General features: G+C 61.9%; 21 protein-coding genes. 6 read left to right on the top strand and 15 right to left on the bottom strand.

Translation table 11 applies throughout. The features are described from left to right. The first annotated feature begins 172 nt into the window (after positions 1–172). On the top strand, positions 173–1,567 hold the full coding sequence (locus AC3WP7_RS04820; protein ID WP_092243138.1) for an aspartate aminotransferase family protein: 1,395 nt from the start codon (positions 173–175) through the stop codon (positions 1,565–1,567). An 82-nt stretch (positions 1,568–1,649) separates the two neighbouring features. Next, positions 1,650–1,871, top strand: a complete 222-nt coding sequence (locus tag AC3WP7_RS04815) for an MbtH family protein (RefSeq protein ID WP_058424653.1) — start codon at positions 1,650–1,652, stop codon at positions 1,869–1,871. A gap of 124 nt (positions 1,872–1,995) precedes the next feature. On the opposite strand, the gene AC3WP7_RS04810 is transcribed toward AC3WP7_RS04815, so the two are convergent. The 7 genes from AC3WP7_RS04810 to minC form a co-directional block, all read right to left on the bottom strand. After that, complete coding sequence (locus AC3WP7_RS04810; RefSeq protein WP_092243141.1) at positions 1,996–4,164, bottom strand: mechanosensitive ion channel family protein; 2,169 nt, start codon at positions 4,162–4,164, stop codon at positions 1,996–1,998. Between the two features lie 52 nt (positions 4,165–4,216). Further along, the gene (locus AC3WP7_RS04805; RefSeq protein ID WP_163034621.1) at positions 4,217–4,393 is read right to left on the bottom strand and encodes a hypothetical protein; all 177 of its coding nucleotides are present in this window, start codon (positions 4,391–4,393) and stop codon (positions 4,217–4,219) included. Between the two features lie 127 nt (positions 4,394–4,520). Next, complete coding sequence (locus tag AC3WP7_RS04800) at positions 4,521–5,810, bottom strand: M18 family aminopeptidase (RefSeq protein ID WP_071490791.1); 1,290 nt, start codon at positions 5,808–5,810, stop codon at positions 4,521–4,523. A gap of 161 nt (positions 5,811–5,971) precedes the next feature. Further along, a complete protein-coding gene (locus AC3WP7_RS04795; RefSeq protein WP_015885133.1) occupies positions 5,972–6,607 on the bottom strand; it encodes an RluA family pseudouridine synthase in 636 nt (211 codons plus the stop codon). Positions 6,608–6,703: 96 nt separating this feature from the next. Further along, on the bottom strand, positions 6,704–6,958 hold the full coding sequence (gene minE, locus AC3WP7_RS04790) for a cell division topological specificity factor MinE (RefSeq protein ID WP_010208824.1): 255 nt from the start codon (positions 6,956–6,958) through the stop codon (positions 6,704–6,706). A gap of 3 nt (positions 6,959–6,961) precedes the next feature. Continuing rightward, positions 6,962–7,774, bottom strand: a complete 813-nt coding sequence (gene minD, locus AC3WP7_RS04785) for a septum site-determining protein MinD (RefSeq protein WP_071490790.1) — start codon at positions 7,772–7,774, stop codon at positions 6,962–6,964. 166 nt (positions 7,775–7,940) lie between these two features. Next, on the bottom strand, positions 7,941–8,678 hold the full coding sequence (minC, locus tag AC3WP7_RS04780) for a septum site-determining protein MinC (RefSeq protein ID WP_071490789.1): 738 nt from the start codon (positions 8,676–8,678) through the stop codon (positions 7,941–7,943). Positions 8,679–8,797: 119 nt separating this feature from the next. Between minC and AC3WP7_RS04775 the strand changes: the two genes are divergently transcribed. Both AC3WP7_RS04775 and AC3WP7_RS04770 read left to right on the top strand, forming a co-directional pair. After that, complete coding sequence (locus AC3WP7_RS04775) at positions 8,798–9,733, top strand: lipid A biosynthesis lauroyl acyltransferase (RefSeq protein WP_102592227.1); 936 nt, start codon at positions 8,798–8,800, stop codon at positions 9,731–9,733. Positions 9,734–9,763: 30 nt separating this feature from the next. Next, positions 9,764–10,888: a patatin-like phospholipase family protein gene (locus AC3WP7_RS04770; RefSeq protein WP_092243148.1), complete on the top strand. Its 1,125-nt coding sequence runs from the start codon at positions 9,764–9,766 to the stop codon at positions 10,886–10,888. A 3-nt stretch (positions 10,889–10,891) separates the two neighbouring features. Here the strand turns inward: AC3WP7_RS04770 and AC3WP7_RS04765 are convergent, their stop codons facing one another. The 7 genes from AC3WP7_RS04765 to puuE all read right to left on the bottom strand — a co-directional run bounded on the left by AC3WP7_RS04765 (position 10,892) and on the right by puuE (position 18,032). Continuing rightward, a complete protein-coding gene (locus tag AC3WP7_RS04765) occupies positions 10,892–11,677 on the bottom strand; it encodes an outer membrane protein OmpK (RefSeq protein WP_028617274.1) in 786 nt (261 codons plus the stop codon). 437 nt (positions 11,678–12,114) lie between these two features. Further along, positions 12,115–13,461, bottom strand: a complete 1,347-nt coding sequence (locus AC3WP7_RS04760; RefSeq protein ID WP_071490786.1) for a nucleobase:cation symporter-2 family protein — start codon at positions 13,459–13,461, stop codon at positions 12,115–12,117. 132 nt (positions 13,462–13,593) lie between these two features. Then, positions 13,594–14,877, bottom strand: a complete 1,284-nt coding sequence (locus AC3WP7_RS04755) for a urate hydroxylase PuuD (protein WP_093122397.1) — start codon at positions 14,875–14,877, stop codon at positions 13,594–13,596. A gap of 51 nt (positions 14,878–14,928) precedes the next feature. After that, a complete protein-coding gene (locus AC3WP7_RS04750; RefSeq protein WP_028617272.1) occupies positions 14,929–15,432 on the bottom strand; it encodes an ureidoglycolate lyase in 504 nt (167 codons plus the stop codon). 124 nt (positions 15,433–15,556) lie between these two features. Beyond that, a complete protein-coding gene (gene alc / locus AC3WP7_RS04745) occupies positions 15,557–16,552 on the bottom strand; it encodes an allantoicase (RefSeq protein ID WP_071490783.1) in 996 nt (331 codons plus the stop codon). A 41-nt stretch (positions 16,553–16,593) separates the two neighbouring features. After that, complete coding sequence (gene uraD, locus AC3WP7_RS04740; RefSeq protein ID WP_071490782.1) at positions 16,594–17,109, bottom strand: 2-oxo-4-hydroxy-4-carboxy-5-ureidoimidazoline decarboxylase; 516 nt, start codon at positions 17,107–17,109, stop codon at positions 16,594–16,596. After that, complete coding sequence (gene puuE / locus AC3WP7_RS04735) at positions 17,106–18,032, bottom strand: allantoinase PuuE (RefSeq protein WP_071490781.1); 927 nt, start codon at positions 18,030–18,032, stop codon at positions 17,106–17,108. Before puuE ends, uraD begins: the two co-directional genes overlap by 4 nt. 345 nt (positions 18,033–18,377) lie before the next feature. On the opposite strand from puuE, the gene uraH reads away from it, so the two are divergent. After that, positions 18,378–18,731: a hydroxyisourate hydrolase gene (uraH, locus tag AC3WP7_RS04730; protein ID WP_071490780.1), complete on the top strand. Its 354-nt coding sequence runs from the start codon at positions 18,378–18,380 to the stop codon at positions 18,729–18,731. A gap of 165 nt (positions 18,732–18,896) precedes the next feature. Beyond that, positions 18,897–24,104: a dermonecrotic toxin domain-containing protein gene (locus AC3WP7_RS04725; protein WP_146012683.1), complete on the top strand. Its 5,208-nt coding sequence runs from the start codon at positions 18,897–18,899 to the stop codon at positions 24,102–24,104. Here AC3WP7_RS04725 and AC3WP7_RS04720 read toward each other — a convergent pair. After that, positions 24,094–24,720: a LysE family translocator gene (locus tag AC3WP7_RS04720; protein WP_092243163.1), complete on the bottom strand. Its 627-nt coding sequence runs from the start codon at positions 24,718–24,720 to the stop codon at positions 24,094–24,096. The two genes, AC3WP7_RS04725 and AC3WP7_RS04720, sit on opposite strands and share 11 nt — an antisense overlap. Positions 24,721–24,733 lie beyond the last annotated feature (13 nt).

The following is a 24,733-nucleotide window of genomic DNA, read 5'->3' as shown; positions in this document are numbered from 1 at the left end:
AAGCCCCCTCCCACATTTGGTTTTGTATTCACTGGCGAGTGATCAAAGGCCCTAAATCCCCTCGACGCTGGTGCGTTTCCAGAACAGGAAATCCGTGCGCATGCCCCTTGGGGCCAGACGCCAGCGGATCGGCAGTTTGGTCACCATCATCAGCGTATTGAGGGATCGAGAAATGTCAGTCGCTACCAGCCGTATCGAAGACGCCCAGGTGCATGAAACGCTTTACCAGTTCGACGAAACCCCGCTGCTGGCCCGTCAACGCCAACAGGAATCCAATGCCCGCAGCTACCCGCGGCGCATTCCCCTGGCACTCAAGCGTGCCAAGGGGATTTACGTGGAAGACGTCGAAGGGCGCAGCTTCATCGACTGCCTGGCCGGCGCCGGCACCCTCGCGCTGGGGCATAACCACCCGGTCGTGATCGAGGCTATTCAACAGGTGCTGGCTGATGAATTGCCCCTGCACACGCTGGACCTGACCACCCCGGTCAAGGACCAGTTCGTGCAGGACCTGTTCGGTTTGTTGCCGCCGGCGCTGGCGCGGGAAGCGAAAATCCAGTTCTGCGGCCCCACCGGCACCGATGCGGTGGAAGCCGCATTGAAATTGGTACGCACCGCCACCGGGCGCAGCACCGTATTGTCATTCCAGGGCGGTTATCACGGCATGAGCCAGGGCGCCTTGAGCCTGATGGGGAGCCTGGGGCCGAAGAAACCCCTGGGTGCCTTGCTCGGCAGTGGCGTGCAATTTCTGCCATACCCCTACGACTATCGTTGCCCGTTCGGCTTGGGCGGCGCGGAAGGCGTACGGGTCAACCTGCACTACCTGGAAAACCTGCTGAACGATCCGGAGGCCGGTGTATTACTGCCGGCGGCGGTGATTGTCGAAGTGGTGCAGGGCGAGGGCGGTGTGATTCCGGCTGACCTGGACTGGCTGCGCGGCCTGCGCCGTATCACCGAGCAGGCGGGCGTGGCGTTGATCGTCGATGAGATCCAGAGTGGTTTCGGCCGTACCGGCAAGATGTTTGCCTTCGAGCACGCCGGGATCATCCCGGATGTGGTGGTGATGTCCAAGGCCATCGGCGGCAGCCTGCCGCTGGCGGTGGTGGTGTACCGCGACTGGCTCGACACCTGGCTGCCGGGCGCCCATGCCGGGACCTTCCGTGGTAACCAGATGGCCATGGCGGCGGGGTCGGCGGTGATGCGCTACCTCAAGGACCATGACCTGGCCGGCCATGCGGCGGCCATGGGCGAGCGCCTCGGTGAACACCTGCGCATCCTGCAGCGCGACTTCCCGCACCTGGGGGATATTCGTGGTCGCGGGCTGATGCTCGGCGTGGAGCTGGTCGACCCGACTGGCACGCCGGACATTCAAGGCCATCCGCCCGTGCATCGCCAATTGGCGCCGCTGGTGCAGCGTGAATGCCTCAAGCGCGGGCTGATCCTCGAACTGGGCGGTCGGCATGGCAGCGTGGTGCGTTTCCTGCCGCCGCTGGTGATCACCGCCAGCGAAGTGGACCGGGTGGCGGACATCTTCGGACGCGCGTTGGCGGCGGCGGTCGCCAGCCTCTAATTTTTTGCCAGCCTGGTACGTTTCTACAGATATCGGTACTGCGCACGGTGCGCAGCCAGCCTTATAGCGATGGAGAACAGCAATGACCTCAGTATTTGACCGCGACGACATCCTGTTTCAGGTAGTGGTCAACCATGAAGAACAGTATTCCATCTGGCCCGACTACAAGGCCGTACCGGAAGGCTGGCGCACCGTGGGCAAGAGCGGCCTGAAGAAAGAGTGCCTGGCCTATATCGAAGAAGTCTGGACCGACATGCGCCCGTTGAGCCTGCGTCAGAAGATGGACAGCGCTGCGATCGCTTAAACGCCACAGATCAAAAATGTGGCAGGGGGCTTGCCCCCGATGAGGGAGTGTCAGTCGACTAATGAGTGACTGATACACCGCCATCGGGGGCAAGCCCCCTGCCACATTTTGAGCTGTGTTGCTTTCAGGTGTTTTTTTCTTTGTCTAATCCGCCCGAAGCCGCCGTCACCACCTGCACGCTCAAGCGCGGTGTCGCCAGATCCAGCCCCGCCTCATCCAGATGCCGCTTCAACGACAGGTTGAACGCCCGCGACACTTCCCACTGTTTGATCGGCGCCGTCTTGAACCGCGCCCGCAGGATCGCGCTGCCCGACTCGAAACTCTCCACCCCCTGAATCTCCAGGGGCGACCAGATATTGCGGCGTTGCAGCGGGTCGTTGCGCATTTTATGGCCGACGTCGCGCATCAGCTTGATGGCGTCGTCGATTTCCATGTTGTACGGGATCGCCACCCGGAAGATCGCGTAGCCGAACTCCCGTGAGTAGTTCTTGATGCTCTTGATCTCGCTGAACGGGATGGTGTGCACAATGCCGTCGATGTCCCGCAGGCGCACGGTCCGGATGGTCAGGCCCTCCACCGTGCCCAGGTGGCCGCCCACATCCACGTAGTCGTCGATGGCCAGGGAGTCTTCGATGATGATGAACAGGCCAGTGATCAAGTCCGCCACCAGCGACTGCGCGCCAAAACCGATGGCCAGGCCGATCACACCGGCACCGGCCAGCAGCGGCGTGACGTTCATGCCCATGTTCGCCAGGGCGACAATGGCAGCAATGATAAAGATGGTCACGAACAGCACGTTGCGGATCAACGGCATCATGGTCTGCGCACGGGCATTGGCCAGGCCCTTGCGCGAGCGGGTGAGGGCATGATGGATCGCCGTGTCGCTGAGGATCCAGATCAGCCAGGCGAACAACAAGGTCCCGGCCAGGCCGAACAGCTTGACGCTGACTTCATGGCCATCGCCTTCGGTAAAGCGGATCAGCGACAGGCCCCACACCCGCAGGCCCAACTCGATAAACACCAGCCACACGATCAGGTGGGCCAGGGTGTAGACGAAGCTTTTCAGGCGTTCGGAATACAGCGCGTGGCGCTTGTGACCGCGTTGCGGCTTGAGCGCGTGGCGTCTCACCAATCCGTTGATCACCATGCACAGCACCAGCAGCACCGTACACAGCAGGGACTGGCGCAAGGCGGTGCTGGTATCGCCGGCCGAGACGAAGGTGGCGAACAGCGAGATACCCACCAGCAGCAAGGCCGGGATGTACCAGAAGGACCCGATGATTTCGATGGTGTCGCTGAGGGCGCGGCGCGTCAGGCGGCGCGACAGCGGCTGGTTGCGGATCAGGTGGGCGATGGGCCGGCGGAAACGCAGGATGAATACACCGGTCGACAGCGCCGCCATCACATTGGCGACTGTCGCGGCGGTGTGGGACAGGTGCTGGCCCAGGGCCTGGACCAGTCGCGGGTCGCTCAAGGCCTCGCCAAAGGCGGCAAAACTGCCGATCCACCACAGCGGGCGGAACGCCTGGTGGCGCAGGATATACAGCGCGCGATGACGGTGCGGGCCGTCGAGTACCGAAAAAGCGATCACGCAGATCGCCGAGAAACAGGTGCCCACCACCAGTGCGTAGGCCAGCACCATCGCCAGTGACTTGCCCAGGGACGAGGGCAGGGCGTAGCTCAGGTACACCGTGATCACCAGGGCGATCATCCACGGGCCGAGCTTGCGCAGGGCGAAGCGCACCATGTCCCAGGTGCGTGGATGTTGCGGCAATTCTTCAGGCAGGCCGAAACGTTCGCGCACCCGATGGCTGAGCCAGATCAGCGCGTAGGCCAGCAGGCTCCACACCGCGAGGATCAGGGCAAAACCGAAAATGATCGGTAGCCATTCGTTGGCCGGCAGCATCAGCGCGCCGAGTTCTTCCTTGGCCAGGTCGACCTCGTTGGACCAGCGCCCCAGCGGGCTGTCGGCGCCCGAAAACTGTGCCTCGAGATTGGCCAGGGTGCCGCCGATCAAGCCCAGCACGCCTTCCTCGGTGGCCGGCTGGGCCTTTTGCGTGGCGGCACGCAGCTTTTTCAGGTCGCTCAGCAACTGAGTGCGCTGCTGGTCGTTTTCCAGGGTCTTGATCACCTCGTCCAGCGACTGCCCCAGCGGCACTTCGGCCTGGGGTTGGGTCTTGTTGGTGGTGCCGAGCAGGCCGGGCAAACCCACGGCATGGGCAGGCGTGAGCGGCAGCAAGGTGAGCAGGGCGATCAAGCAATAGCAGGGCAGGGCAAACAGACGGGAAAGCACGAGGCGGTCAACCTTGGAAACGACGGGTTGAGCGAGTGTACGAGTGCAAGCGTCATTCGGCCAGTTTGGCGAGGATCTTGTACACCACGGTGCCCAGGATCAGCAGCATGCCGAGCCACATGCCGAACACGCCAAGGGGCTTGTCGCGAAAGTTGAAACCCACGGCCAACATGATCATGCCGATCAGGATAGGGATAAGCATGGCGTGGAAGGAAGACATGGAGATCATGGTGCGACGGCCTTGTCGGAGTGGGAATACTGACAAGTCTAGGTCGGATTATGAGAAGTGCAGGTGATATAGATCAGGGGTACGCAACACCAATGTGGGAGAGGGCAAGCCCCCTCCCACATTCAGATCAGGGCAGATCGTGGCTCGCGTAGAACGCCCCCAACACCTTGACCAGGTGCGCCAGGTCATGGCTGCCGCACAGTTCGCGGATCGAGTGCATGGCGAACGTCGGCAGGCCGATGTCCACGGTGCGCACGCCCAGGTGGCTGGCGGTGATCGGGCCGATGGTTGAGCCGCAGCCCATGTCGCTGCGCACCACGAAGCTCTGCACCGGTACTTCCTGGGCCATGCACAGGTGGCGGAAGAACCCGGCAGTTTCGCTGTTGGTGGCGTAGCGCTGGTTGCTGTTGACCTTGATCACCGGGCCGGCGTTGAGCTTGGGGCCGTGGTTGGCGTCGTGCTTGTCGGCGTAGTTCGGGTGCACGCCATGGGCGTTATCGGCTGAGACCAACAGGGATTTCTGAATGGTGCGTACGAATTCATCACCTTCCGGCAGCAGGCGACGCAGGGTCTGCTCCAGCATCGGGCCATCGGCGCCGCACGCCGAGCAGGAGCCGACTTCTTCGTGGTCGTTGCACACCAGCACGCAGGTTTCTTCGCTGTCGCTGGTGAGCAGGGCTTGCAGGCCGGCGTAGCACGACAGCAGGTTGTCCAGGCGTGCGCCGGCGATGAAGTCACCGTTCAGGCCGATGACCGCAGCGCCTTGGGTGTCGTAGAAGCTCAACTCGTAGTCGAGCACCACGTCGGCGTTGAGTCCATGTTCGCGTGCCAGTTGATCGGTGAGCACGGCGCGGAAGTCCACGCGCTCGTCACCGGCAAATTGCGCGAGGATGGGCGGCAGCTCGGTCTGGGCATTGATCGCCCAACCCTGGTTGGCTTCACGGTTCAGGTGAATGGCCAGGTTGGGGATGATGGCAATCGGCAGCTTGAAGTCGATCAACTGGCTTTCGACCTTGCCGTCGCGGCGGAAGGTCACACGGCCGGCCAGGGACAGGTCGCGGTCGAACCACGGCGCCAGCAGCGCGCCGCCGTAGACTTCCACGCCCAGTTGCCAGAAACCCTGGCGTTGCAGCTCGGGCTGGGGCTTGACCCGCAGGCACGGGCTGTCGGTGTGGGCGCCAACCAGGCGGATACCGCCCTGCAGCGGCGAATGACGGCCAAGCTTGAAGGCGATGATCGAGGAGTCGTTACGGGTGACGTAGTAGCGCCCGTTGGCCTCGGTGGCCCAGGTTTCGCGTTCGTCGAGACGCTGGTAGCCGGCCGCTTCCAGGCGCTGGGCCAGGGCGGCAGTGGCATGAAAAGGAGTAGGGGAGGCCTTGAGGAAGTCGATCAGGCCTTGATTCAACGCTTCGCGCATAAATAGCTCCAGACAGCAATGCGCGGAGTTTACCGTTCGATGGCAAGAAGTGCACAGCACAAATGTGGGAGGGGGCTTGCCCCCGATGGCAGTGGGTCAGCCAACCCATACAGTGATTGACACTCCGCCATCGCAGGCCAGTGGAATCTGCGTTGACAGCTTTAAAACGGTGCGGGGCACTCGAAGCGCAACCGCTCGCCACTTTGCGGGTGAGTGAAGCTCAACATGCTCGCATGCAGGCACAGGCGTGGCCAGGCGGCCAGGGCTTGCTCATGGGCATACAGGCCGTCACCCAGCAGCGGGTGGCCGATGGAGAGCATGTGCACACGCAGCTGGTGCGAGCGCCCGGTGATCGGTGTCAGCTCGACACGGCACCAGTCCCCGCAGCGCTCCAGCACCTTCCAGAACGTCAGCGCGTGCTTGCCGAACTCGTGGTCGACCACATGCCGCGGCTTGGTCGGTGGGTCGTAGCGCAGCGGCAAATCGATGCTGCCACTGTCCAGTTCCGGCTGGCCCCAGGCCAGGGCGGTGTAGGCCTTTTCGGTTTCTCGGTCATGAAACTGGCGGGACAGCTCACGGTGCGTGTCGGCATCCCGCGCCAGCAGGATGATGCCCGAGGTTTCCCAGTCCAGGCGATGGACGATACGGGCTTCGGGGTAGCCGTTTTCCTGCAGGCGGGTGATCAGGCAGTCCTTGTTGTCGTCGGCGCGGCCAGGCACCGAGAGCAGCAGGGTGGGCTTGTTCACCACCAGGACGGCGGCGTCCTGATACAGGATGTGGATATTGGACAGCGGCATCAAACAGCCTCGTAACAAACGCCAACGGCGGCTCGCCCACCCGGTTCCCGAAAAGGGATCAAGGTGATCGAGCCGCCGTGGCGGCCGCCTGTTCGATCAACGATCAGGCAGGGTGATATTGAGTTCCAGAATCGAGCAGCTGCCGTCATTTTCCAGGGCGACATGCACGTCATCGTTGCCGATATTGACGTACTTGCGGATCACCTCGACCAGTTCCTTCTGCAAGGCTGGCAGGTAGTCCGGGGTGCTGCGTTGGCCGCGTTCGTGCGCCACGATGATCTGTAGACGCTCTTTCGCGACCGACGCGGTCGTAGGCTTTTTGTTGGCGCGAAAGAAGTCGAGAAATTTCATTGTTTAGTTGCCTCCAAAGATACGCTCGAAGAATCCCTTCTTCTTGACATCGAGGAAGCGGTGTTCCACGGTCTTGCCCAGCAAGCGATCGACGGCATCGCTGTACGCCTGGCCGGCGTCGCTCTGGTCATCAAGAATCACTGGCACACCCTGGTTGGAGGCTTTCAGCACCGCCTGGGATTCTGGAATCACGCCCAGCAGGGTCACTGCGAGGATTTCCTTCACGTCTTCAACGCCGAGCATCTCGCCGTTGCTGACACGCTCAGGGTTGTAGCGGGTGAGCAGCAGGTGCTCCTTGATCGGATCGCGGCCTTCTTCGGCGCGCTTGGACTTGCTGGCCAGCAGGCCGAGCATGCGGTCCGAGTCACGTACCGAGGAGACTTCCGGGTTGGTCACCACGATGGCTTCATCGGCGAAGTACATCGCCAGGTGAGCACCGGTCTCGATGCCGGCGGGGGAGTCGCACACCACGTATTCAAAGGTTTCTGCCAGTTCGGCGATGACTTTGCCGACGCCTTCTTTGGTCAGCGCATCTTTGTCACGGGTCTGGCTGGCGGCCAGCACATACAGGTTTTCAAGGCGCTTGTCCTTGATCAGGGCCTGTTGCAGGTTGGCTTCACCGTTGACCACGTTGACGAAGTCATACACCACGCGGCGTTCGCAGCCCATGATCAGGTCGAGGTTACGCAAACCGACGTCGAAGTCGACGATAACTGTCTTGTGGCCGCGCAGAGCGAGGCCGGTACCGATAGCGGCGCTGGTGGTGGTCTTACCCACACCACCCTTGCCGGATGTAACCACGAGAATCTTGGCCAAGGTGTTTCACCCCTAAGGAAAAAGGACTTTTCAGTCCCTGAAAAACATCTCTTGGAACTCGCTGCAGGCGGACAGCCTTGTAGGAATAAAAAATTCCTACATAAGTAATGCCGGTTTCGCTGTGCTATCAGAGTCTAGAGATGCTTGGAAAATGCGGCAGTATCCGTTAAAGACGGATGATGTTCAACACATCGCCCGACAGGTTGACCTGCACCGAAGCCCCCCACAGCGGATCACGGCGCAAATCTTCTGAAACCTTGTACTGGCCTGCGATGGACACTAGCTCAGCGGTCAACTGCTGGCAAAAAATACGGGCCTTGGTATCACCCTTGATGCCGGCGAGGGCACGTCCGCGCATCGGGCCGTATACATGGATATTGCCATCGGCGAGAAGTTCCGCACCCGGGCTGACCGAGGAGACCACCACCAGGTCGCCCCCCTGGGCATAAATCTGCTGCCCGCCGCGTACGGGCGAGGTGATGATCTTTGTAGGCTTGATCGCAGGCTCGGGTGGTTTTTCCGGTTTTTTCTTCTCTTCGCCGACCAATGGTTCCAGTGGACGCTCGCGCGCGCCGGACGGTGGCAGTACTGGCAGTTCAATGGCGATGGCCGCCGCGATGTCTTCGATACGGCTGGCGCGAATCGCCAGGGTGCGCAGGCCATGGGAGCGGCACACGCGCATCAGACCGGGCAGATCGATGCTGCCCTGGTCGGCGGGCAACTTGTCCAGGGCCAGCACCAGCGGGGCGTTGTTGAAGAAGTTCGGCGCCAGGGCGACCTTGGCCGCAAGTTGGCGGTCCAGGGCGTCGAGGTCGTTACGGGCGAGTTCCAGCACGGTGATGGCGAGCATGCTGCCTTTCAGCTGGAACACGGGATCTTGGTCTAGCGGTTCGGTTTGGCTCATGGTCGGCAAAAGCGGCTTGTCACGAAAAGTGTCGAGACTTATAACGAGAACACTCACTGGCCGCAAGCCGGGTCGAACCGTTGTAGAATGCGCGGCCCTTGTCTTTACCGGAATCTGTAATGGATCGCCCGCGTTTTCGAGCTGTATTTTTTCACCCGCGTTTCTGGCTGTTATGGCTGGGACTCGGCCTGTTGTGGCTGGTCACCCAACTGCCGTACCGCGCGCTGCTGACCATCGGTCGCCTGCTGGGTGCCGGCATGTACCGCGTGGCCGGCGAACGCCGCCGCATCGCCGCACGCAACCTGGAACTGTGCTTCCCGGAAAAATCCGCCAAAGAGCGTAAACAGTTGCTCAAGGAAAACTTTGCCTCCACCGGCATCGCGTTCTTTGAAATGGCCATGAGCTGGTGGTGGTCGCGCCAGCGCCTGGCGCGCCTGGCCCACGTCGAAGGCCTGGAACACCTCAAGCAGGCGCAGTTGGATGGCAAGGGCGTGATCCTCATGGCCCTGCACTTCACCACCCTGGAAATTGGCGCAGCGTTGCTGGGGCAGAAGCACACCATCGATGGTATGTACCGCGAGCACGGCAACCCGCTGTTCGACTATATCCAGCGCCGTGGCCGCGAACGTCACAACCTCGATTCCCTGGCCGTGGAGCGTGAAGACGTGCGCGGCATGCTCAAGCTGCTGCGCGCCGGCCGTGCCATCTGGTACGCACCGGACCAGGACTATGGCGCCAAGCAAAGTATCTTCGTCCCGTTGTTCGGCATCCAGGCCGCCACCGTGCCGGCCACCAGCAAGTTCGCCAAGCTGGGCAAGGCACTGGTGGTGCCGTTCACTCAACAGCGCCTGGCCGATGGCAGCGGTTACCGCCTGGTGATCCACCCGCCGCTCACCGACTTCCCCGGCGAAAGCGATGAAGTCGACTGCCTGCGCATCAACCAATGGGTTGAAGCCTCCGTGCGTGAATGCCCCGAGCAATACCTGTGGACCCACCGCCGCTTCAAGAGCCGGCCACGGGGTGAACCCAAGCTGTACGAAAAACGCCGTCGATAAGACAGACATTTCCCCACATGGAGTGACGCAATGCGCCCAGCTGAACCGGTTACAGGCTTGATTCTTTCCGGCGGCGGGGCGCGAGCGGCGTATCAGGTGGGGGTATTGGCGGCGATTGCCGAGTTGCTGCCCTCGGGTGCACCCAATCCTTTTCCGGTGATCGTCGGCACCTCGGCCGGTGCGATCAATGCGGTGAGCCTGGCCAGTGGCGCCATGGACTTCACCGCCGCGATCCAACGCCTTACCGCTTTCTGGCAGGGCTTCAGCAGCCATCTGGTGCTGCGCAGTGACTGGCCGGGGGTGATCCGCCAGGCAAGCCGTTTCCTGATCCACAGCCTGCTGGGCTTGGGCGCACAAGTACCGGTGGCACTGCTCGACAGCACGCCGCTGAAGGCGCTGCTCAAAGACAAGCTGCATCTGGACGGCATCGACGAAGCCATCCGCAACAAACACCTGCATGCGGTGGCGGTTACGGCTTTTGGTTATGAGTCCGGGCAGGCAGTGACCTTCTATCAGGGCGGCGGCACCATCGACGCCTGGTTGCGCCACCGTCGTATCGGCCTGCCGACTCAACTGACGGTCGAACACCTGCTGGCCAGTTCGGCGATCCCCTTGTTGTTCGCCCCGGTCAAACTCGACCAGGAGTACTTCGGCGACGGCGCCGTGCGGCAGTCGGCGCCGATCAGCCCGGCCTTGCACCTGGGCGCCAGCCGCGTGCTGGTGGTCGGTGTCAGCGGCAACCCGCGGGGCAATGAGCCGGCGGTACAGCGCAGCTACACCGGCCAGGAGCCGACCCTGGCGCAGATCGGTGGGCATATGCTCAACAGCACGTTCATTGACAGCCTGGAAAGCGATATCGAATTGCTCGAACGCTTGAACCAGTTCAGCCATGTCGCGCCGGGGGTGGCGGCGGTGGAGGTGCTGGTGATCGCACCCAGCCAGCCGATCGATGAGATCGCGGCGCGGCATCGCCAGGAACTGCCGGCGGCGTTGCGCTTGTTTCTGCGCGGGCCGGGGGCGACCAAGACGAGCGGGGCGGGGGTGTTGAGTTACCTGCTGTTCGAGGCGGGGTATTGCAGTGAATTGATCGAGCTGGGGCGGCGGGATGCGTTGGCCAAGCGCGAGGAATTGTCGAAATTCCTCGGCCTGGCCTGACGGTCAGAAGTGATACTTGACCAGGAAGCTCGCCGTGTCCTGGTTGGTCTTGAACGCGCCGGAATCTTCGATCCCGTACTTGTTCTTCCAGTAGTCGTATTCAAAACCCACGTACAACTGCTTGTCGCCCCAATGCAGCGCCTTGCCCAGGTCATATTTGACCTGCGGGTTGAAGTGCAGATTGGCGTGGTAGGTGCCACGGGCGTTCTTGTCGTTGTCCGTCACCCAGTCCATGAAGCCGTCGATCAGCACGTCCGAATTGCCCACTGGGATGGTGTAGGACCAGACCGGCGTGATCTGCCAGACGCCGTCACCTGGGCGATTGCCTTCGGTCTGGCGTTGGTAGAAGTTCAGCTGGAAGTAATCGAAACCGGGGATGTTCAAGTCAAAGCCAGGCCCGAGCAGGTACGACTCGTTGTCGCCTTCGCCGAACTCGTAAGTGAACGCCAGCAATACATCCTTGATGGGGCCGAAGGACAGGTCTTTATCGAAGATCTTGCCGAATGACAGCCGTGGGCTTATTTCGCCGTAATACGTACTGGGGCCGACGTTGCCGTCTTCCTTGCCGTTGTAAAAGATGCGGTCGACGAAGATAAAGTTATCACCGTACTTCCACGCATCGGCATGTTCGAACGTGACGGTTTGCTGAATCTGCGGGTTGACGGTAAAGCTCTTGCCCCACAAGTAAGTCAGGCTGTTGTTCTGCCACTGCAACAGGTCACCGGCCACGGCTTGGCCACCGGCCAGCAGGGATCCCGCCAGCATCAGGCCTTTGAACATAGGTTTCATTCGGTTGCTCCCGAGTTAAAGTTTTATGGTTTTTCTTCTACGCAGGCGCTCTGGTGTGGCGCCTTTTGGTTCGCTGCAAAAATCGTCTGTTCGGTCAGCTTTAGTGCTTTTAGCAAGAGCTGCGCCAAGGTGTTTAAAAAGCCAAAAAATCCCCGTCGGCTGCATGAGATGCAGTCGAATTCAGAGGACATTTGCGCACTTTGGCCGCAGACATTAGGCCGGGATAAGTTGGCCTTGCAGTCAGCTTTTACATTCGCTGTTTTTTTTTGAGTCGATTCGAGCGGGCGCGGAGAATACTGGCTCCCAGGCCTGGGCTCAAGTGCGCCGTTACAGCGCGCGCGGGGCGAGAATGGGGCACGGCTTGTGACCGGCCCCGGGTGAACGGTGTGCATGTTGATGTTCCCAGTTTCGTTATTGTTTTTGTGCGAACGAAGGAATCAATGCGTAGGAGCAACGGCTGGTCGTTCAGAACCGCCGAGAATGTTGAACAGGATATTCAGCGACAACGCGCTGAGGGTGGCCATGGCGATACCGCTGTGGGTAATCGGGCTCATCCATAGCGGCAGCTGCGCGAAGAACTCCGGGCGCACCACCGGGATCAGGCCCATGCCGATGCTCACCGCCACCAGCAATTGGTTGCGCCGGTCGGCGATATCGGCTTCCTGCAGGATCTTGATCCCGGTCGCCGCCACCATGCCGAACATGGCAATCGCCGCGCCCCCCAGCACCGCCGGCGGGATCGACGCGACCAGGTACGCCGCCTTTGGCAGCAGGCTGAGCACGATCAGAAATGCGCCGGCCATCATCGTCACCGAACGGCAGCGCACGCCGGTCATCTGCACCAGGCCGATGTTCTGCGCGAACGAAGAGTGGGTGAAGGTGTTGAAGAACCCGGCAAAGAACGACGCACCGGCATCACACAGCAGGCCGCGCCGCAGCATTTTCGGCGTGACGTCCTGGCCGGTGATCTTGCCCAGCGCGAGGAACATCCCGGTGGACTCGACAAAGATGATCACCACCACCAGGCACATCGACAGGATCGGCGCCAACTCGAATTTGGGCATGCCGAAGTGCAACGGCGTCACCACCTGCACCCACGGCGCCTGGGCCAGGCCACTGAGGTCGACCATGCCGATGGCGCCGCACAAGGCGTAGCCCAGGCCCATGCCGATCAGCACCGAGATGTTCACCCAGAAGCCACGCATGAAGCGGTTGATCAGCAGGATGGTGGCCAATACAAGCGCGGCAACCGCCAGGTAGACCGGTGAGCCGAAAGTCGCGGCGGCACTGCCACCGCCGGCCCAGTTCACCGCCACGGGAAACAGCGACAGGCCAATCGCGGTGATCACCGTGCCGGTCACTAACGGCGGGAAAAAACGCACGACCTTGGACATGAACGGTGCGATCAGCATGCCAAAGAACCCGGCAGCGATGGTCGCGCCGAAGATGCCCTGCAAGCCGATACCGGGCATGCCGGCCATGGCGACCATGCTGCCGACGGCGGCAAAACTGGCGCCCATCATTACCGGCATGCGAATGCCCACCGGGCCGATGCCGAACGACTGCACCAGGGTGGCGATGCCGGCGACCAGCAGATCAGCGTTGATCAGAAAGGCGATTTCTTCACGGCCGAGGCCTGCGGCCTGGCCAATGATCAAGGGCACGGCGACGGCGCCGCCGTACATCAGCAAGACGTGTTGCAGGCCTACCAGAATCAGTTGCAAGAGGGGCAGCCGCACCAGGGCGGGTGCGGCGGGAATCTGCGGTTCGGCTAACTCGGTCATGCAACACCTCGGATCTTTTTATTGTTGTGTTGTTCGGCATTCAATTGCCGGGTGGGACTCGATCTTCAAAACACTGGAGACCCTTGTGGGAGGGGGGCTGCCCCCTCCCACCTTTGGATCTGCGCCAGCCTGTCAGTTGGTACGCGCCCCCTGGTTGATCCAGGTGCCAATCAAATCCCGCTCCTGCTGGGTCATCTGGGTGATGTTGCCCAACGGCATGATCTGGCTCGCCACGGCCTGCGCCTGGATACGCGCCGCCTGCTGCTGGATCTGCGCCGGGGTGTCGAACATCACACCCGCTGGAGCCGTACTGAACAACGGACTGGTGGGCTTGGCCGAGTGACACACGGCGCAGCGCTCCTGGATCACCCCGTGGACCTTGTCGAAATCAATCGTCGCCTGGGCCGGCGCAGGTTCAGCGGCGGGGGCAGCAGGCGCTGCCGGTTTCAAGCCACCGCCCAGTGCGGTTTCCGGCAACGGTTGGTACTCGATGGCCGCCGGGGCCTTGGCCACTTCGGCCAGCGGCTTGGGGCCGGTCACGTAGGCGAGGCAGATCATTGCCAGTGCACCCACCGGCAACGTCCACGCGTACTTCTGGCTGTTATGCCGGGTGTTGAAGTAGTGGCGCACCAACACCGCCGCCACCGCGATGCCCGCCAGGATCAGCCAGTTGTATTGGCTGCCGTAGGTGCTCGGAAAGTGGTTGCTGATCATGATGAACAGCACCGGCAAGGTGAAGTAGTTGTTGTGACGCGAACGCAGCAGACCTTTGGCGGGCAGCGCCGGGTCCGGCGTGCGGTTTTCCGCGATCGCCGCCACCAGCGCGCGTTGTGCCGGCATGATGATGCGGAACACGTTGCCCACCATGATGGTGCCGATCACCGCACCCACGTGCAGGTACGCACCCCGCCCACTGAACACTTTGCTGAAGCCGTACGCGGCGGCAATCAACAGCACGAACAGGATGAAACCGAGCAGGGCAGGGCGCTTGCCCAGGGCCGAGTCGCAGAGGAAGGAGTAGATGAACCAGCCGGCGAACAGTGAGCCAATGCCCAGCAACACGCCTTCCGGGCCACTGAGGCTGCTGCCGGGGGCTAGCAGGTACAGGGTCGGGTTCCAGTAGAACACCACGCACAGCAGCGCAATGCCCGACATCCAGGTGAAGTAGGCCTCCCATTTGAACCAGTGCAGGTTGTCCGGCATGGTCGGCGGGGCCAGTTTGTATTTTTCCAGGTGGTAGATACCGCCACCGTGGATCGCCCACAAGTCACCGGCCAGGCCGCTCTTGGGGTTGACGCGATTGAGGTTGTTTTCCAGCCAGACGAAGTAGAAAGAAGCGCCGATCCACGCGACGCCCGTGATCATGTGAACCCAGCGCACGCTCAGGTTCAGCCATTCCATCAAATGTGCTTCCACAGTCTTTACCTCTCGCCTGTCACCCTTGTTGTCGGGTGATCAGACCTTCTCTTATTGGTGGGGGGCGAGGATCAACCGCTCATCCTCTTTGAAAAAATGCTCATCGCAGTTATTGCCTGTGCCACTGCGATCAACCACCAGGAAGTCATCCCGCTTTTCGATCGTCAGCACCGGGTGGTGCCAGACGCCGCGATGGTAATTAATGCCCTGCCTGCCGTTGGTGACGAAGGCGCGGACCAAGCCCGATACAGGTTCATCGCCAAGTGGCGCGACCACGATCAGAAAGGGGTTGCCGAGCAGCGGAATGAAAGCCTGGCTGCCCAGCGGGTGTCGTTCCAGCATGCACACGGTCAGCGGCATGTCCTGCGCATCGGCGCGGAAGATGCTGATGATGGCGTTGTCCTCTGGCTTGGCGGTTTCCACCGTGGCCAGTTTGTGGAAGCGCATGGTCGACCCATTGTTGATCATGAAGTGATCGCTGCCATCGGTTTCGATAACGTCTCCGAAAGGGGCGAAGGCTTCTTTGGTCAGGGGTTCGATCATCAGTGTGCGCATGGCTGTCTTCTTAAATTTTCGAGTGTGATGGTGTCTGGTCTACCGTTATCGCGGGCAAGCCCGGCTCCCACATTTGACCGCATACTCTTGTGGGAGCCGGGCTTGCCCGCGATGGGGTCCACCCTTATTTCGCTACCTTACCGAGGACCCGCAGGCGGCTCACGCCACCATCCGGGAACACGTTCAGCCGGATGTGGGTAATCGGCCCCAGCGCCTTGATCTGCTCGGCAAAGGTGTGTTCGGCGTGCATTTCCAGCTTCTGCGCCGGCAGCAGTTCGCGCCAGAACAGCGACTGGGTTTCGATCTGGCTGTCGGTGCCGCCCTTCACGAACGCGCCCTGGATCGAGCAGGTGTCCGGGTAGTTGCCCTTGAAGTGCAGGGTGTCGACGATGATCTTCTCGATCTCGCCCGGGTGACCCAGCGCCACGATCACCCAGTCATTGCCCGGTGTGCGACGACGCGCGGTTTCCCAGCCGTCGCCCATGTTGATGCCACGGCCTGGATTGAGGATGTTGCTCATGCGGCCGAAGTGTTCATCGGAGCAGGCCAGGGCACGGCCACCGTTGAGTGCTGCCGCCAGGTCGACCTGTTCGTTGTCGCCCACCGAGGACCAGTCGCGAAACGGCACGCCGTATACGCGCAGGCGCGCCACGCCGCCGTCCGGGTAGATGTTGAAACGCAGGTGGCTGAAGGCCTGGTCGTTGTGGATCTCGTGATAGTGGTGGCTGTTGCCTTGCAACTCGACGGCGGACAGCACTTCGACCCATTGGGTGTTGTCATCCGGCTCGCCCGAAGTCAGGAAGCAGGCTTCCAGGGAGGCTGATGGCGGGAAGTTGCCGGTGAAGAATGAAGTGTCGATGTCCACGCCTTTGATCGAGCCCGGCACACCCAGGCGGATCACCGCGCTGTCGTAGCCTTCGAAGCGCTTGCGGCGCGACTCCCAGCCGTCCATCCACTTGCCGTTGTCATCGAAAACGCCCTCCTTCCATACGGCCGGGGTCGGCTGGAACAGGCGATTGGCGTCGGCGAACCAGTCATCGGTGACGGAGATGATCTTGGTGCCCAGGCGGGCGTCGGCCAGGTTGACGAACTTTTCGAAAGGTACGGCGTAAGCTTTCATTCTTCTTGTCTGCCTTAGATAAAGTGGCTGGAGATGGTCGTTTAGAGGGTCAGTAAGCGGAACAACGCGATCTTGTTGATCTCGGCCAGTGCACATTTGAACTCGGCCTCGACCGAGTTGTGAATGCGCGTTTCGAACGCGGCCAGGATCTGATGCCGGTTGCTGCCTTTTACCGCCATGATGAAGGGAAACTTGAACTTGGCCTTGTAGGCGTCGTTCAGCTCGGTGAAGCGCGAGAACTCTTCGGCCGTGCATTGGTGAATCCCCGCGCCAGCTTGCTCATCGGTGCTGGCTTGGGTCAGTTGGCCTTGGACGGCGGCTTTGCCGGCCAGGTCCGGGTGAGCGTTGATCAGCGCCAGCTGGCTGGCATGATCAGCGCTCAACAGGATGTCGCTCATGCGCTGGTGCAGGGTTTCGATCTGGTCGATCGAAGCATCCTGGCCCAGGTCGAAGGCCTTTTCGGCCACCCATGGCGAGTGTTCGTAGATATCGGCGAAGGCAGCGACAAACTCATCGCGGCTCAAGGTCGAGGGTTTCAGGCCGTGGAACGCAGTCATTTCGCCGCTCCCGTGTAGGGGTGGGTTTCCTGCCAGTGGCGGGCAATGTCGACGCGGCGGGTGAACCACACCTGCTCGTGACCTTTGACGTACTCGATAAAGCGCTTCAACGACGCCAGGCGCGCCGGGCGGCCGATCAGGCGGCAGTGCAGGCCGATGGAAAGCATCTTCGGTGCCTCGGCCCCTTCGGCGTAGAGCACGTCGAACGCGTCCTTGAGGTACTCGAAAAAATCATCGCCCTTGTTGAAACCCTGCACCTGGGTGAAGCGCATGTCGTTGGTGTCCAGGGTGTAGGGAATCACCAGGTGCGGCTTGCCGGTCGGGGTGTTGGGTTCCCAGTAGGGCAGGTCGTCGTCGTAGGTGTCGCAATCGTAGAGAAAGCCGCCTTCCTCCATGACTAGCCGCCGGGTATTGGGGCCGGTGCGCCCGGTGTACCAGCCCAGTGGGCGTTCGCCGGTGAGTTCGGTGAGGATGCGGATGGCTTCGAGCATGTGCTCGCGCTCCTGGGCCTCGTCCATGTATTGGTAGTCGATCCAGCGGTAGCCGTGGCTGCAGATCTCATGGCCGGCGTCGACCATGGCGCGGATCACATCCGGATGGCGCTGCGCGGCCATGGCCACGGCGAAGATGGTCAGCGGGATATCGAATTCTTTAAACAGCTTGAGGATGCGCCATACGCCGGCACGGCTGCCGTATTCGTACAGCGACTCCATGCTCATGTTGCGCTCGCCTTGCAGGGGCTGGGCCGAGACCATTTCGGAGAGAAAGGCTTCGGATTCTTTGTCGCCGTGCAAGATATTGCGCTCGCCGCCTTCTTCGTAATTGAGTACGAAAGACAGCGCAATGCGCGCCTTGCCCGGCCAGTGGGGGTGAGGAGGGTTACTGCCGTAACCGATCAGGTCGCGTGGGTAGTCAGCGCTCACTGCAGTCTTCCTTCTTGTTCGTCGTAGTAGCGATGAGTGATTGTATACAACTTATCGCGCACTTTGTAAGCCTACATTTCTGCATTTTTTCGGCGGAGCCCTGAACGATTGGTGTAGCAAGAAACTTGCCTGGTTGGTCAGCTAATGGACAAAAGGTCGTTTAAAAGCAAGGATAACGCGCAGATTGCGCTGTTGAGCAATGGCAGCAGGCGGATCTAAGAGTTTGTGATTTTTATTGTGTACAATTTTTTTAAAAAGTGTCTTAATCGATCATCGCCGGCTTTTTCGATGCCCTGAAAAAGTGCGGATCACTCTTCTATTGACCACAGGAGGCGCGTAGACGCCATGGGACGCTTGACCACACACGTATTGGACGCCGCGCACGGCTGCCCCGGCAGCGCAATCAAGGTTGAGCTGTACCGCGTCGAAGGCGCGCAGCTGGCACTGGTCGCCACCGCGCAGACCAACAGCGACGGCCGCTGCGACGCACCGTTGCTGCAAGGCGATGACTACCGCAGCGGCGTGTACCAATTGCAATTCAGCGCCGGCGACTACTACCGCGCCCGTGGCGTGCAACTGCCGGAGCCGGCCTTCCTCGATGTGGTAGTGCTGCGTTTCGGCATCAGCGCCGAGCAGGATCACTACCATGTCCCGCTACTGATTTCGCCCTACAGCTACTCCACCTATCGCGGTAGCTGAGCGTCACCTCGCTTCACACCCCCAAAGCTCTTCGTTGGTTTCGCCCGCGCACACTGCGGGCTTTTTTTCGCCGGGCGTTGGTCCATGCGCCCGTTCAATTATGTGACGCACACCTTAGAGGGATGAGGCCTAGGCTCGGCTTCTTTCGTACAAGAAGACGCCGTCATGAGCTCTGATCCCCTTAACCCCGCAGTTTCGGCACCGGACACAATCCCCGCCGAATCCCATGATCTCGACAGTCCCGTTCAAGCCCGCGAGGACCGTGATCAAGCCGTCCGCCGCTTGCTGACGCGCCGTCTCAACGCATCCGCCCAACCCAGTCGAGTGATCAACCAATGGCACGGCGTGAACGCGCGCTGCATCGAATCCTCAAAGGCGCTCAAGCGTCTGATCGGCAGGGCGCCACGGGTGTTGCGGGTGATTCGGTTCGCGTTGCAGGAAGCCTTCGGTCTCGACCCGGACAACCTGCTGTTCACCGAGCCGCTGCCGCCACGTCCCGCGCAGAAAGTCGACAGCCTGACCGAGCGCGCGTTGGCGTTGTTCAGTGATCCTTCCTTGCCGATCAACCTCAACCAATACACCGCGCTGAGCCTCAAGGACGACCCTGCGCGCAAACTGCCTTTTACCGCCCTGCAGGCGCTGGAGCAGGTCAAGGGCCTGGCGTTGATGGCTCGGCTCGACAACCAGATGCGTGATTACTGGCGGCATCTGGCGTACGGCTCGTGGTTGACGCGCCAGGCGCGTTGGGTGCAATTGCGCAAGCGCTTGTTCATCGACGCCGGTTTCCTGGCTCACCAACTGGATGAACTGTCGGACGCGGGTTGGGCGATGGTGCAGCAGGTGGCGGACGCGCCTTCCGACGAGGCACGCCAGCGCGCGGGTGGCGATTGGGCTGGCGTGCGCGTCAGCACAGTGCTGTGGCCCGGTACGTTTCAGACAGCGCTGACCATTCCCGGCGCCCTGCACCTGTACCGTGAGGGCGCGGCGCAGCAGGCGCCCCACGTGATCTATCTGCCAGGGATGGCCCGCGCATTCTATGAGTTCAACACCTGGGAACAGGTGCAATGCGGCTTGACGAGCCTGTTGAACGGCGAGTTGTTCAGCTTCCTGTGGCAGTGCCTGCCGCTACGCCGTCGCCACGAAGCCTGCCACGGCGAGACGCGGTTGGCGTGTGGTGCTGCCCTGGCCGGCGATGCCTTGCAGCACAGTGCAATCGCCGTGCTTGAGGCGCAATGGGATAACGAACTGGCGTGTGCGTTGTCGATCAATCACGCGGCAGTAGCCGCACCGGCTTCGCTGGGGCGTGACACGGCGCGCTTGCTGCGGTTTATCGAAAAAGGCCGGGACCGACTGGCGATCGTGGAGCGCCTGGGCGCTTCCCTGGGGACCTTGTTGGGCTGGGACGCAACGCGGCGTGCGGATGAAATCATCCTTGGCCAACTACCTTTCGGGATGGCCCTGCGCTGCCGCGAGCAGCAGGTGGAGCGCTATGAAAAGCACCTCATGAGGTTGCTCGACCTACAGGACCCGAGTCGGGAGAGTACGGCTTATGAAGCGCTGGTCACGCTCAATGGGCAATGGCAAACACAGGCTGATGCGGTGCAGGCCTTGTTGAAAGGGCCGGATGAGCGCCTGCTGAGCCCGGCATTCTGGTTGGAGCACCCTGGCGGCACGCGCAATCGCACCACCTTGCTGTTGATCGCCCAGCGTGAGGCGCTGTTGCATGAGGCGCAACGGCTACAACGTTTGAAACTGGTAGGCGAGGCGCCCTTGCAGCGCCTGGTTGAAGTGTTGAACAAACCCCAGGCCAGCGACCGCAAGGGCAGCGATACTTGCGTACTGCGGGTGCTGTTGGGTGGCCAGGGGGCGTTGGGGGCGTTCGTGGTAACGACAAAACAGGCTCACGCCACCCCGGGTCGGACGCAGCCCGTGCTGCTGTGTGTGGCCGGGCGTTTTGGCGGGCTGGCTGAGTTCGACAGCCTGGAGACGCTATCCGCACGCCTGCGGGCGAGCCTCGGCAGCCGTGACGGATCGCCCCTGTGGCACTGCGTGGGGCGCGATCGGCGTCAGGCGTTGAAAGCCACATCGACCGTTACGGTGACGTATGAAGTGCTTGAGGAACATGTGCTGCATCATGGGTTCACTGAACTGATCCACCACTATGCCCGGCTCGACCAGGAGGCGGATCAGGGCTCGCGGCCGTTCAGTGAAGTCCACGACCCGGCGCTGATTCGGATGCTGTTGGCTGCCGAGTTGCGTGAGCACCTACAGGTGTCGGCCCATGATGCATTGACCCACGCCATGGCCAACCTTGATCTGCTGCGCTTCGCCGCCACCCAGGCGAAAAAACTGCCGGCGTGGCTGGGCCAGGCGCAGGCTGATCAGCGCAATGCATACCGACGTTTGCAACTGCACTATCTGAGCAGTGCCCAGGCATTCGAAGCCAAGCTCTGGCGTGAATTGCCGGAGCTGGAAGTGTTTGCGCGCACGCGGTTGATCGCTCAGTTGACGCTGGATGGGTTGTACCCGGAGGTGGACATCGATCAGCCTTTGCTGGATATGCCCGATGATGTCAGTGCCTACTTTTGCGGGTGGACCAGCCAGTGCGGGGTGGGCGAGCGGGACGTGAAGAAAGTCGTCAGCCCGCAACGCACCACGTTCAGTCTGTTGCAATTGGCCCTGCACAACCTGGATGCCCAGGCGCCCTGGACCGAGTGGCGCTTGAACCGCGCGCGCTACGTGGCGCCACAGTGGCGGCAACGCTTGAACCCGGGCTACTTGATCAAGACCCTGTCAGCCCTGGATATTGGCGGGCGCTATGACACGCTGATCCAAAAGGTGTTCTATCCGTCTGCTTCCGCGTCCCCACCGTTGCCCGATGCCCTGATTCACCGAATGCTGCGCCAAGAGGCGCGAATGCATGTGTTTTCGGCGGCGCGGCAAGGCTTGAGCAGTGCCGCCCAGGGCGTGCTGAACGCCGCGATGGCGGCTGACCTGAACCTCGGCGGCCAACGCTTGCGACTGCACTTCGTGCGTCTTCGCGGCCATACCCTGGAACACGACCGTCACATCGCCGGGATACTGGTGATCCACGACGAGTCCTCAGGGTTGTGGCTGGTCTACTGGCCTGCCGCAGTGGACGGACCGGCCATGACCGAGTACGCCAGCCGAGCGCAGGCTGTCGCCGGATTGAACAAGGCCTGGGCGACGCCGGCCAATGTGAAGGCGCTGGCCCGTCAAGTCGCGCCGGGGTGGGAGGCAGAGGCCATTGCCAGCTATTCCGCCGTCGGCGGCGCAGGCGCCATGCTTGCTCTCGGCAGTCCCAAGCTGGTGTATGCGCCGGTACGTGGGTTTTATGTGCTGGAAACGATCGAGGCAATCGCCCGATTCATTCGCACGTTCAAGGTCAAGCACCGCGTGCCGGCGGTGGCCGTGGAGGATATCCACGCGCAGATCAACGAGCAGATCGGCGCCGCCCCGAACGACTGGCTCGACTTCAGCGCGACCACCGCCAGCCATGCGCTGTCCCTGCTGGCCCATGCCAGACTCCTCGAAATCCAGCACCGTGCACAAGGGCGAGCGGTGTCGGCCAAGGCGTTGGCGGCCTACCGGCAAGAGCGCTTGGGTGAGCAGCACGCCGCCACATTGCGTGGGTTACTGTCGTTCGTGCCGGTGATTGGCCTGGGTGTCAGTCTTTACGAAATTCTGTTGGCGGCCCGGCGCTTTCATCACAGCCGCCAGGCCGGGGACGCCGTGGACCTGGCGTTTGTCACTCTACTGGGTTTTGTGGATCTGCTGAGCGCGTTCATGCCCGGGCCCAAGGGCGCGCGGGTAACGGGGAGTGCAGCCGTACGCACATCGATGCTGGGTGCACTGGGCCGGCTGCATCGTCGTCAAGGGATGGCCGGGGGCGGGCTGTCTACGCTCAAACCGTCGGCGGCCTTCCCGACCAAGGTGTTGGAACGTTTTCGCAAAGACCTGCCGCCCAATGCCGCCGTCGAGTTGCAGGGGCCGGGCAATCGGGGCACCTACGTCAAGGGGGGCGAGCAGTTTGTGGTCGACGATACCCATCAATACCCGGTCTATCGACGCCAGGATGAACAGGTGCTGCGTCTCAGACATCCACAGGATGATGTGCAAAACGAGCTGATTCTGTACATCGAGGAACCCGGGCAATGGCTGCTCGGCGCCGATGCTCCGCCGGCCCAGCCGCAGCCAGGGCCCAGCACCGGTATGTGGCGGCCATGGGCGACGCCTCCCCGCGTCCAGGAGTGGTCGCCGCCCTCTCATGTGCTCCTGCAGGAGCACGTGGCGCGCGCGGCCCCTCTGCCTGGGGCGGGGCAGGGCTGGGGGTTCGATTCACGTTGGGCGCTGACAGACCTGCTGCCCGAGCAGGGGATATTCCGTGTGGTGGGCGGAGAGGGGGAGCGCGCCTTTGAGGTGCTTCGGCAGGAGGGGCGCTTGTTCAGGCTGCTGCCCGAAGGAACCCGCTCGTCGTTCCAGGACATTATCTTCCTCACCCGCAACCGCGCGCTGGCCCCTCAAGCGGTCACCGACATCCACTACTGGCTCGGTGCCGGTTTCATTGAACAGCCGATCCCCGCGGTGCGGGGAGCCGATGGTCTCTGGAAAGCGCGGCCGGTGCTGTTCCTGGAACCTCTGGAGAACACGGTGGGCAGGGTTTTCCCCCGAATGAGGGAACTCAGCAGGCGCTACGTCAGCGAGCGCTTGATCGAACTGGCCGACGCCGGCCGTGAGGTCACGGCCAGCCACCTGTTGACCCTCCGCGCCACGCTGGACCAGTGGCTTGCCCCCGGCGCCGTGGGGCGCACCGACGACCTGCTGAAACTGCTGAGTGCCACCTATAGCCGGCGGCGTTTGAGTTTCTACATCGGCTATGAAGGCCGCTCACCGGGGTTTACACGCTTGGATTACAACCTGCCTGTGCCCCTGGACCCCTCCTTGCGCACGACCACCCGGGAAAACGCCAGTCTCAGGGCTCAATTGGTACAGACGGCGGTCGCGCAGGTGCTGGAGCAGCAAGGGTTTGTCACCCACGCGATTGAAAAGCGCATGGGCGGTCAGTATTCGGTGGATTACTTTTGCACTCACCCCAGATCCACCGCCAAATACTACGTGCTCACCCGCTGGGTGAAGGACAGCACCGTCAACCTGCGTTCCGCCAGCAGCGTTCAACTGACTGACGATTGGTTCAGGCGGCGCAGTGTGGCGCGCACGTATTCGGAGCATATTCCCGAGATCAACCAGGCCCTCAATCAGCACCGCCTGGTCAAGATCATTGCCGGTATCCAGTGGGCGCCGCGATCCGACCCGACGGTGTTTTTCGTCAAGTTCGGCGGGGTCAGCCCTTGAGCAACGACAGTGCACCCGCGCCGCCGAACAGCCCGGCGCTGATCCGGTTGAACCAGCTCTGGCCCTTGCCGCTGCGCAGGTAGCGCGCAGCGCCGTGGGCACTCAAGCCGTAGGCCAGCTTGCACAAAAGGTCAAGCACGGTCCAGGTGGCGATCATGATCAGCAACTGCGCCAGGAACGGCTGCTGGCTGTTGAGAAACTGCGGCAGGAACGCGGCAAAGAACAGGATGTCCTTGGGGTTGCTGGCGCCCAGCACAAACGCACGCCCGAACAGGGCGCGAAAGCGTGGCGTCGGCGCGGCTTGCGGGACCTCGGCTCCCTGGCTGGGTTGACGCGACTGCTGCCAGCTCTGCCAGGCGAGATAAAACAGGTACAGCGCGCCGACGATCTTCAGCGCGCTGAACAGTTGTTCCGAGGCCAGCAGCAGGGCACCCAGGCCCAGCGCCGAAGCACTGAGCAGACAGATCGAGGCCGTCACGCCGCCGAGGAATGCAGGGTAGGAGCGGCGCAAGCCATAGTTGAGGCTGTTGCTGATCATCAACAACGACAGCGGCCCGGGGATCAGGATCACCACCAATGCCGCGCCACTGAACAACAACCAGGTTTCCAGACTCATGCCTTGCTCCTCT

The sequence above is a fragment of the Pseudomonas sp. FW305-3-2-15-C-LB1 genome (assembly GCF_058787615.1).
Note: the sequence above shows the minus strand (reverse complement) of the source record. Positions and strands in the feature narration are given on the sequence as shown.

What these genes read in the sequence shown, in the direction of transcription:
- alc (WP_071490783.1), bottom strand. Translation starts at nt 16,552, where the DNA reads ATGAAAGCTTACGCCGTACCTTTCGAAAAGTTCGTCAACCTGGCCGAC.
- AC3WP7_RS04760 (WP_071490786.1), bottom strand. Translation starts at nt 13,461, where the DNA reads ATGACCGAGTTAGCCGAACCGCAGATTCCCGCCGCACCCGCCCTGGTG.
- minC (WP_071490789.1), bottom strand. Translation starts at nt 8,678, where the DNA reads ATGAGCCAAACCGAACCGCTAGACCAAGATCCCGTGTTCCAGCTGAAA.
- AC3WP7_RS04800 (WP_071490791.1), bottom strand. Translation starts at nt 5,810, where the DNA reads ATGCGCGAAGCGTTGAATCAAGGCCTGATCGACTTCCTCAAGGCCTCC.
- AC3WP7_RS04820 (WP_092243138.1), top strand. Translation starts at nt 173, where the DNA reads ATGTCAGTCGCTACCAGCCGTATCGAAGACGCCCAGGTGCATGAAACG.
- AC3WP7_RS04765 (WP_028617274.1), bottom strand. Translation starts at nt 11,677, where the DNA reads ATGAAACCTATGTTCAAAGGCCTGATGCTGGCGGGATCCCTGCTGGCC.
- AC3WP7_RS04815 (WP_058424653.1), top strand. Translation starts at nt 1,650, where the DNA reads ATGACCTCAGTATTTGACCGCGACGACATCCTGTTTCAGGTAGTGGTC.
- AC3WP7_RS04750 (WP_028617272.1), bottom strand. Translation starts at nt 15,432, where the DNA reads ATGCGCACACTGATGATCGAACCCCTGACCAAAGAAGCCTTCGCCCCT.
- uraH (WP_071490780.1), top strand. Translation starts at nt 18,378, where the DNA reads ATGGGACGCTTGACCACACACGTATTGGACGCCGCGCACGGCTGCCCC.
- AC3WP7_RS04725 (WP_146012683.1), top strand. Translation starts at nt 18,897, where the DNA reads ATGAGCTCTGATCCCCTTAACCCCGCAGTTTCGGCACCGGACACAATC.
- minE (WP_010208824.1), bottom strand. Translation starts at nt 6,958, where the DNA reads ATGAAATTTCTCGACTTCTTTCGCGCCAACAAAAAGCCTACGACCGCG.
- AC3WP7_RS04770 (WP_092243148.1), top strand. Translation starts at nt 9,764, where the DNA reads ATGCGCCCAGCTGAACCGGTTACAGGCTTGATTCTTTCCGGCGGCGGG.
- AC3WP7_RS04795 (WP_015885133.1), bottom strand. Translation starts at nt 6,607, where the DNA reads ATGCCGCTGTCCAATATCCACATCCTGTATCAGGACGCCGCCGTCCTG.
- AC3WP7_RS04775 (WP_102592227.1), top strand. Translation starts at nt 8,798, where the DNA reads ATGGATCGCCCGCGTTTTCGAGCTGTATTTTTTCACCCGCGTTTCTGG.
- AC3WP7_RS04720 (WP_092243163.1), bottom strand. Translation starts at nt 24,720, where the DNA reads ATGAGTCTGGAAACCTGGTTGTTGTTCAGTGGCGCGGCATTGGTGGTG.
- uraD (WP_071490782.1), bottom strand. Translation starts at nt 17,109, where the DNA reads ATGACTGCGTTCCACGGCCTGAAACCCTCGACCTTGAGCCGCGATGAG.
- AC3WP7_RS04805 (WP_163034621.1), bottom strand. Translation starts at nt 4,393, where the DNA reads ATGATCTCCATGTCTTCCTTCCACGCCATGCTTATCCCTATCCTGATC.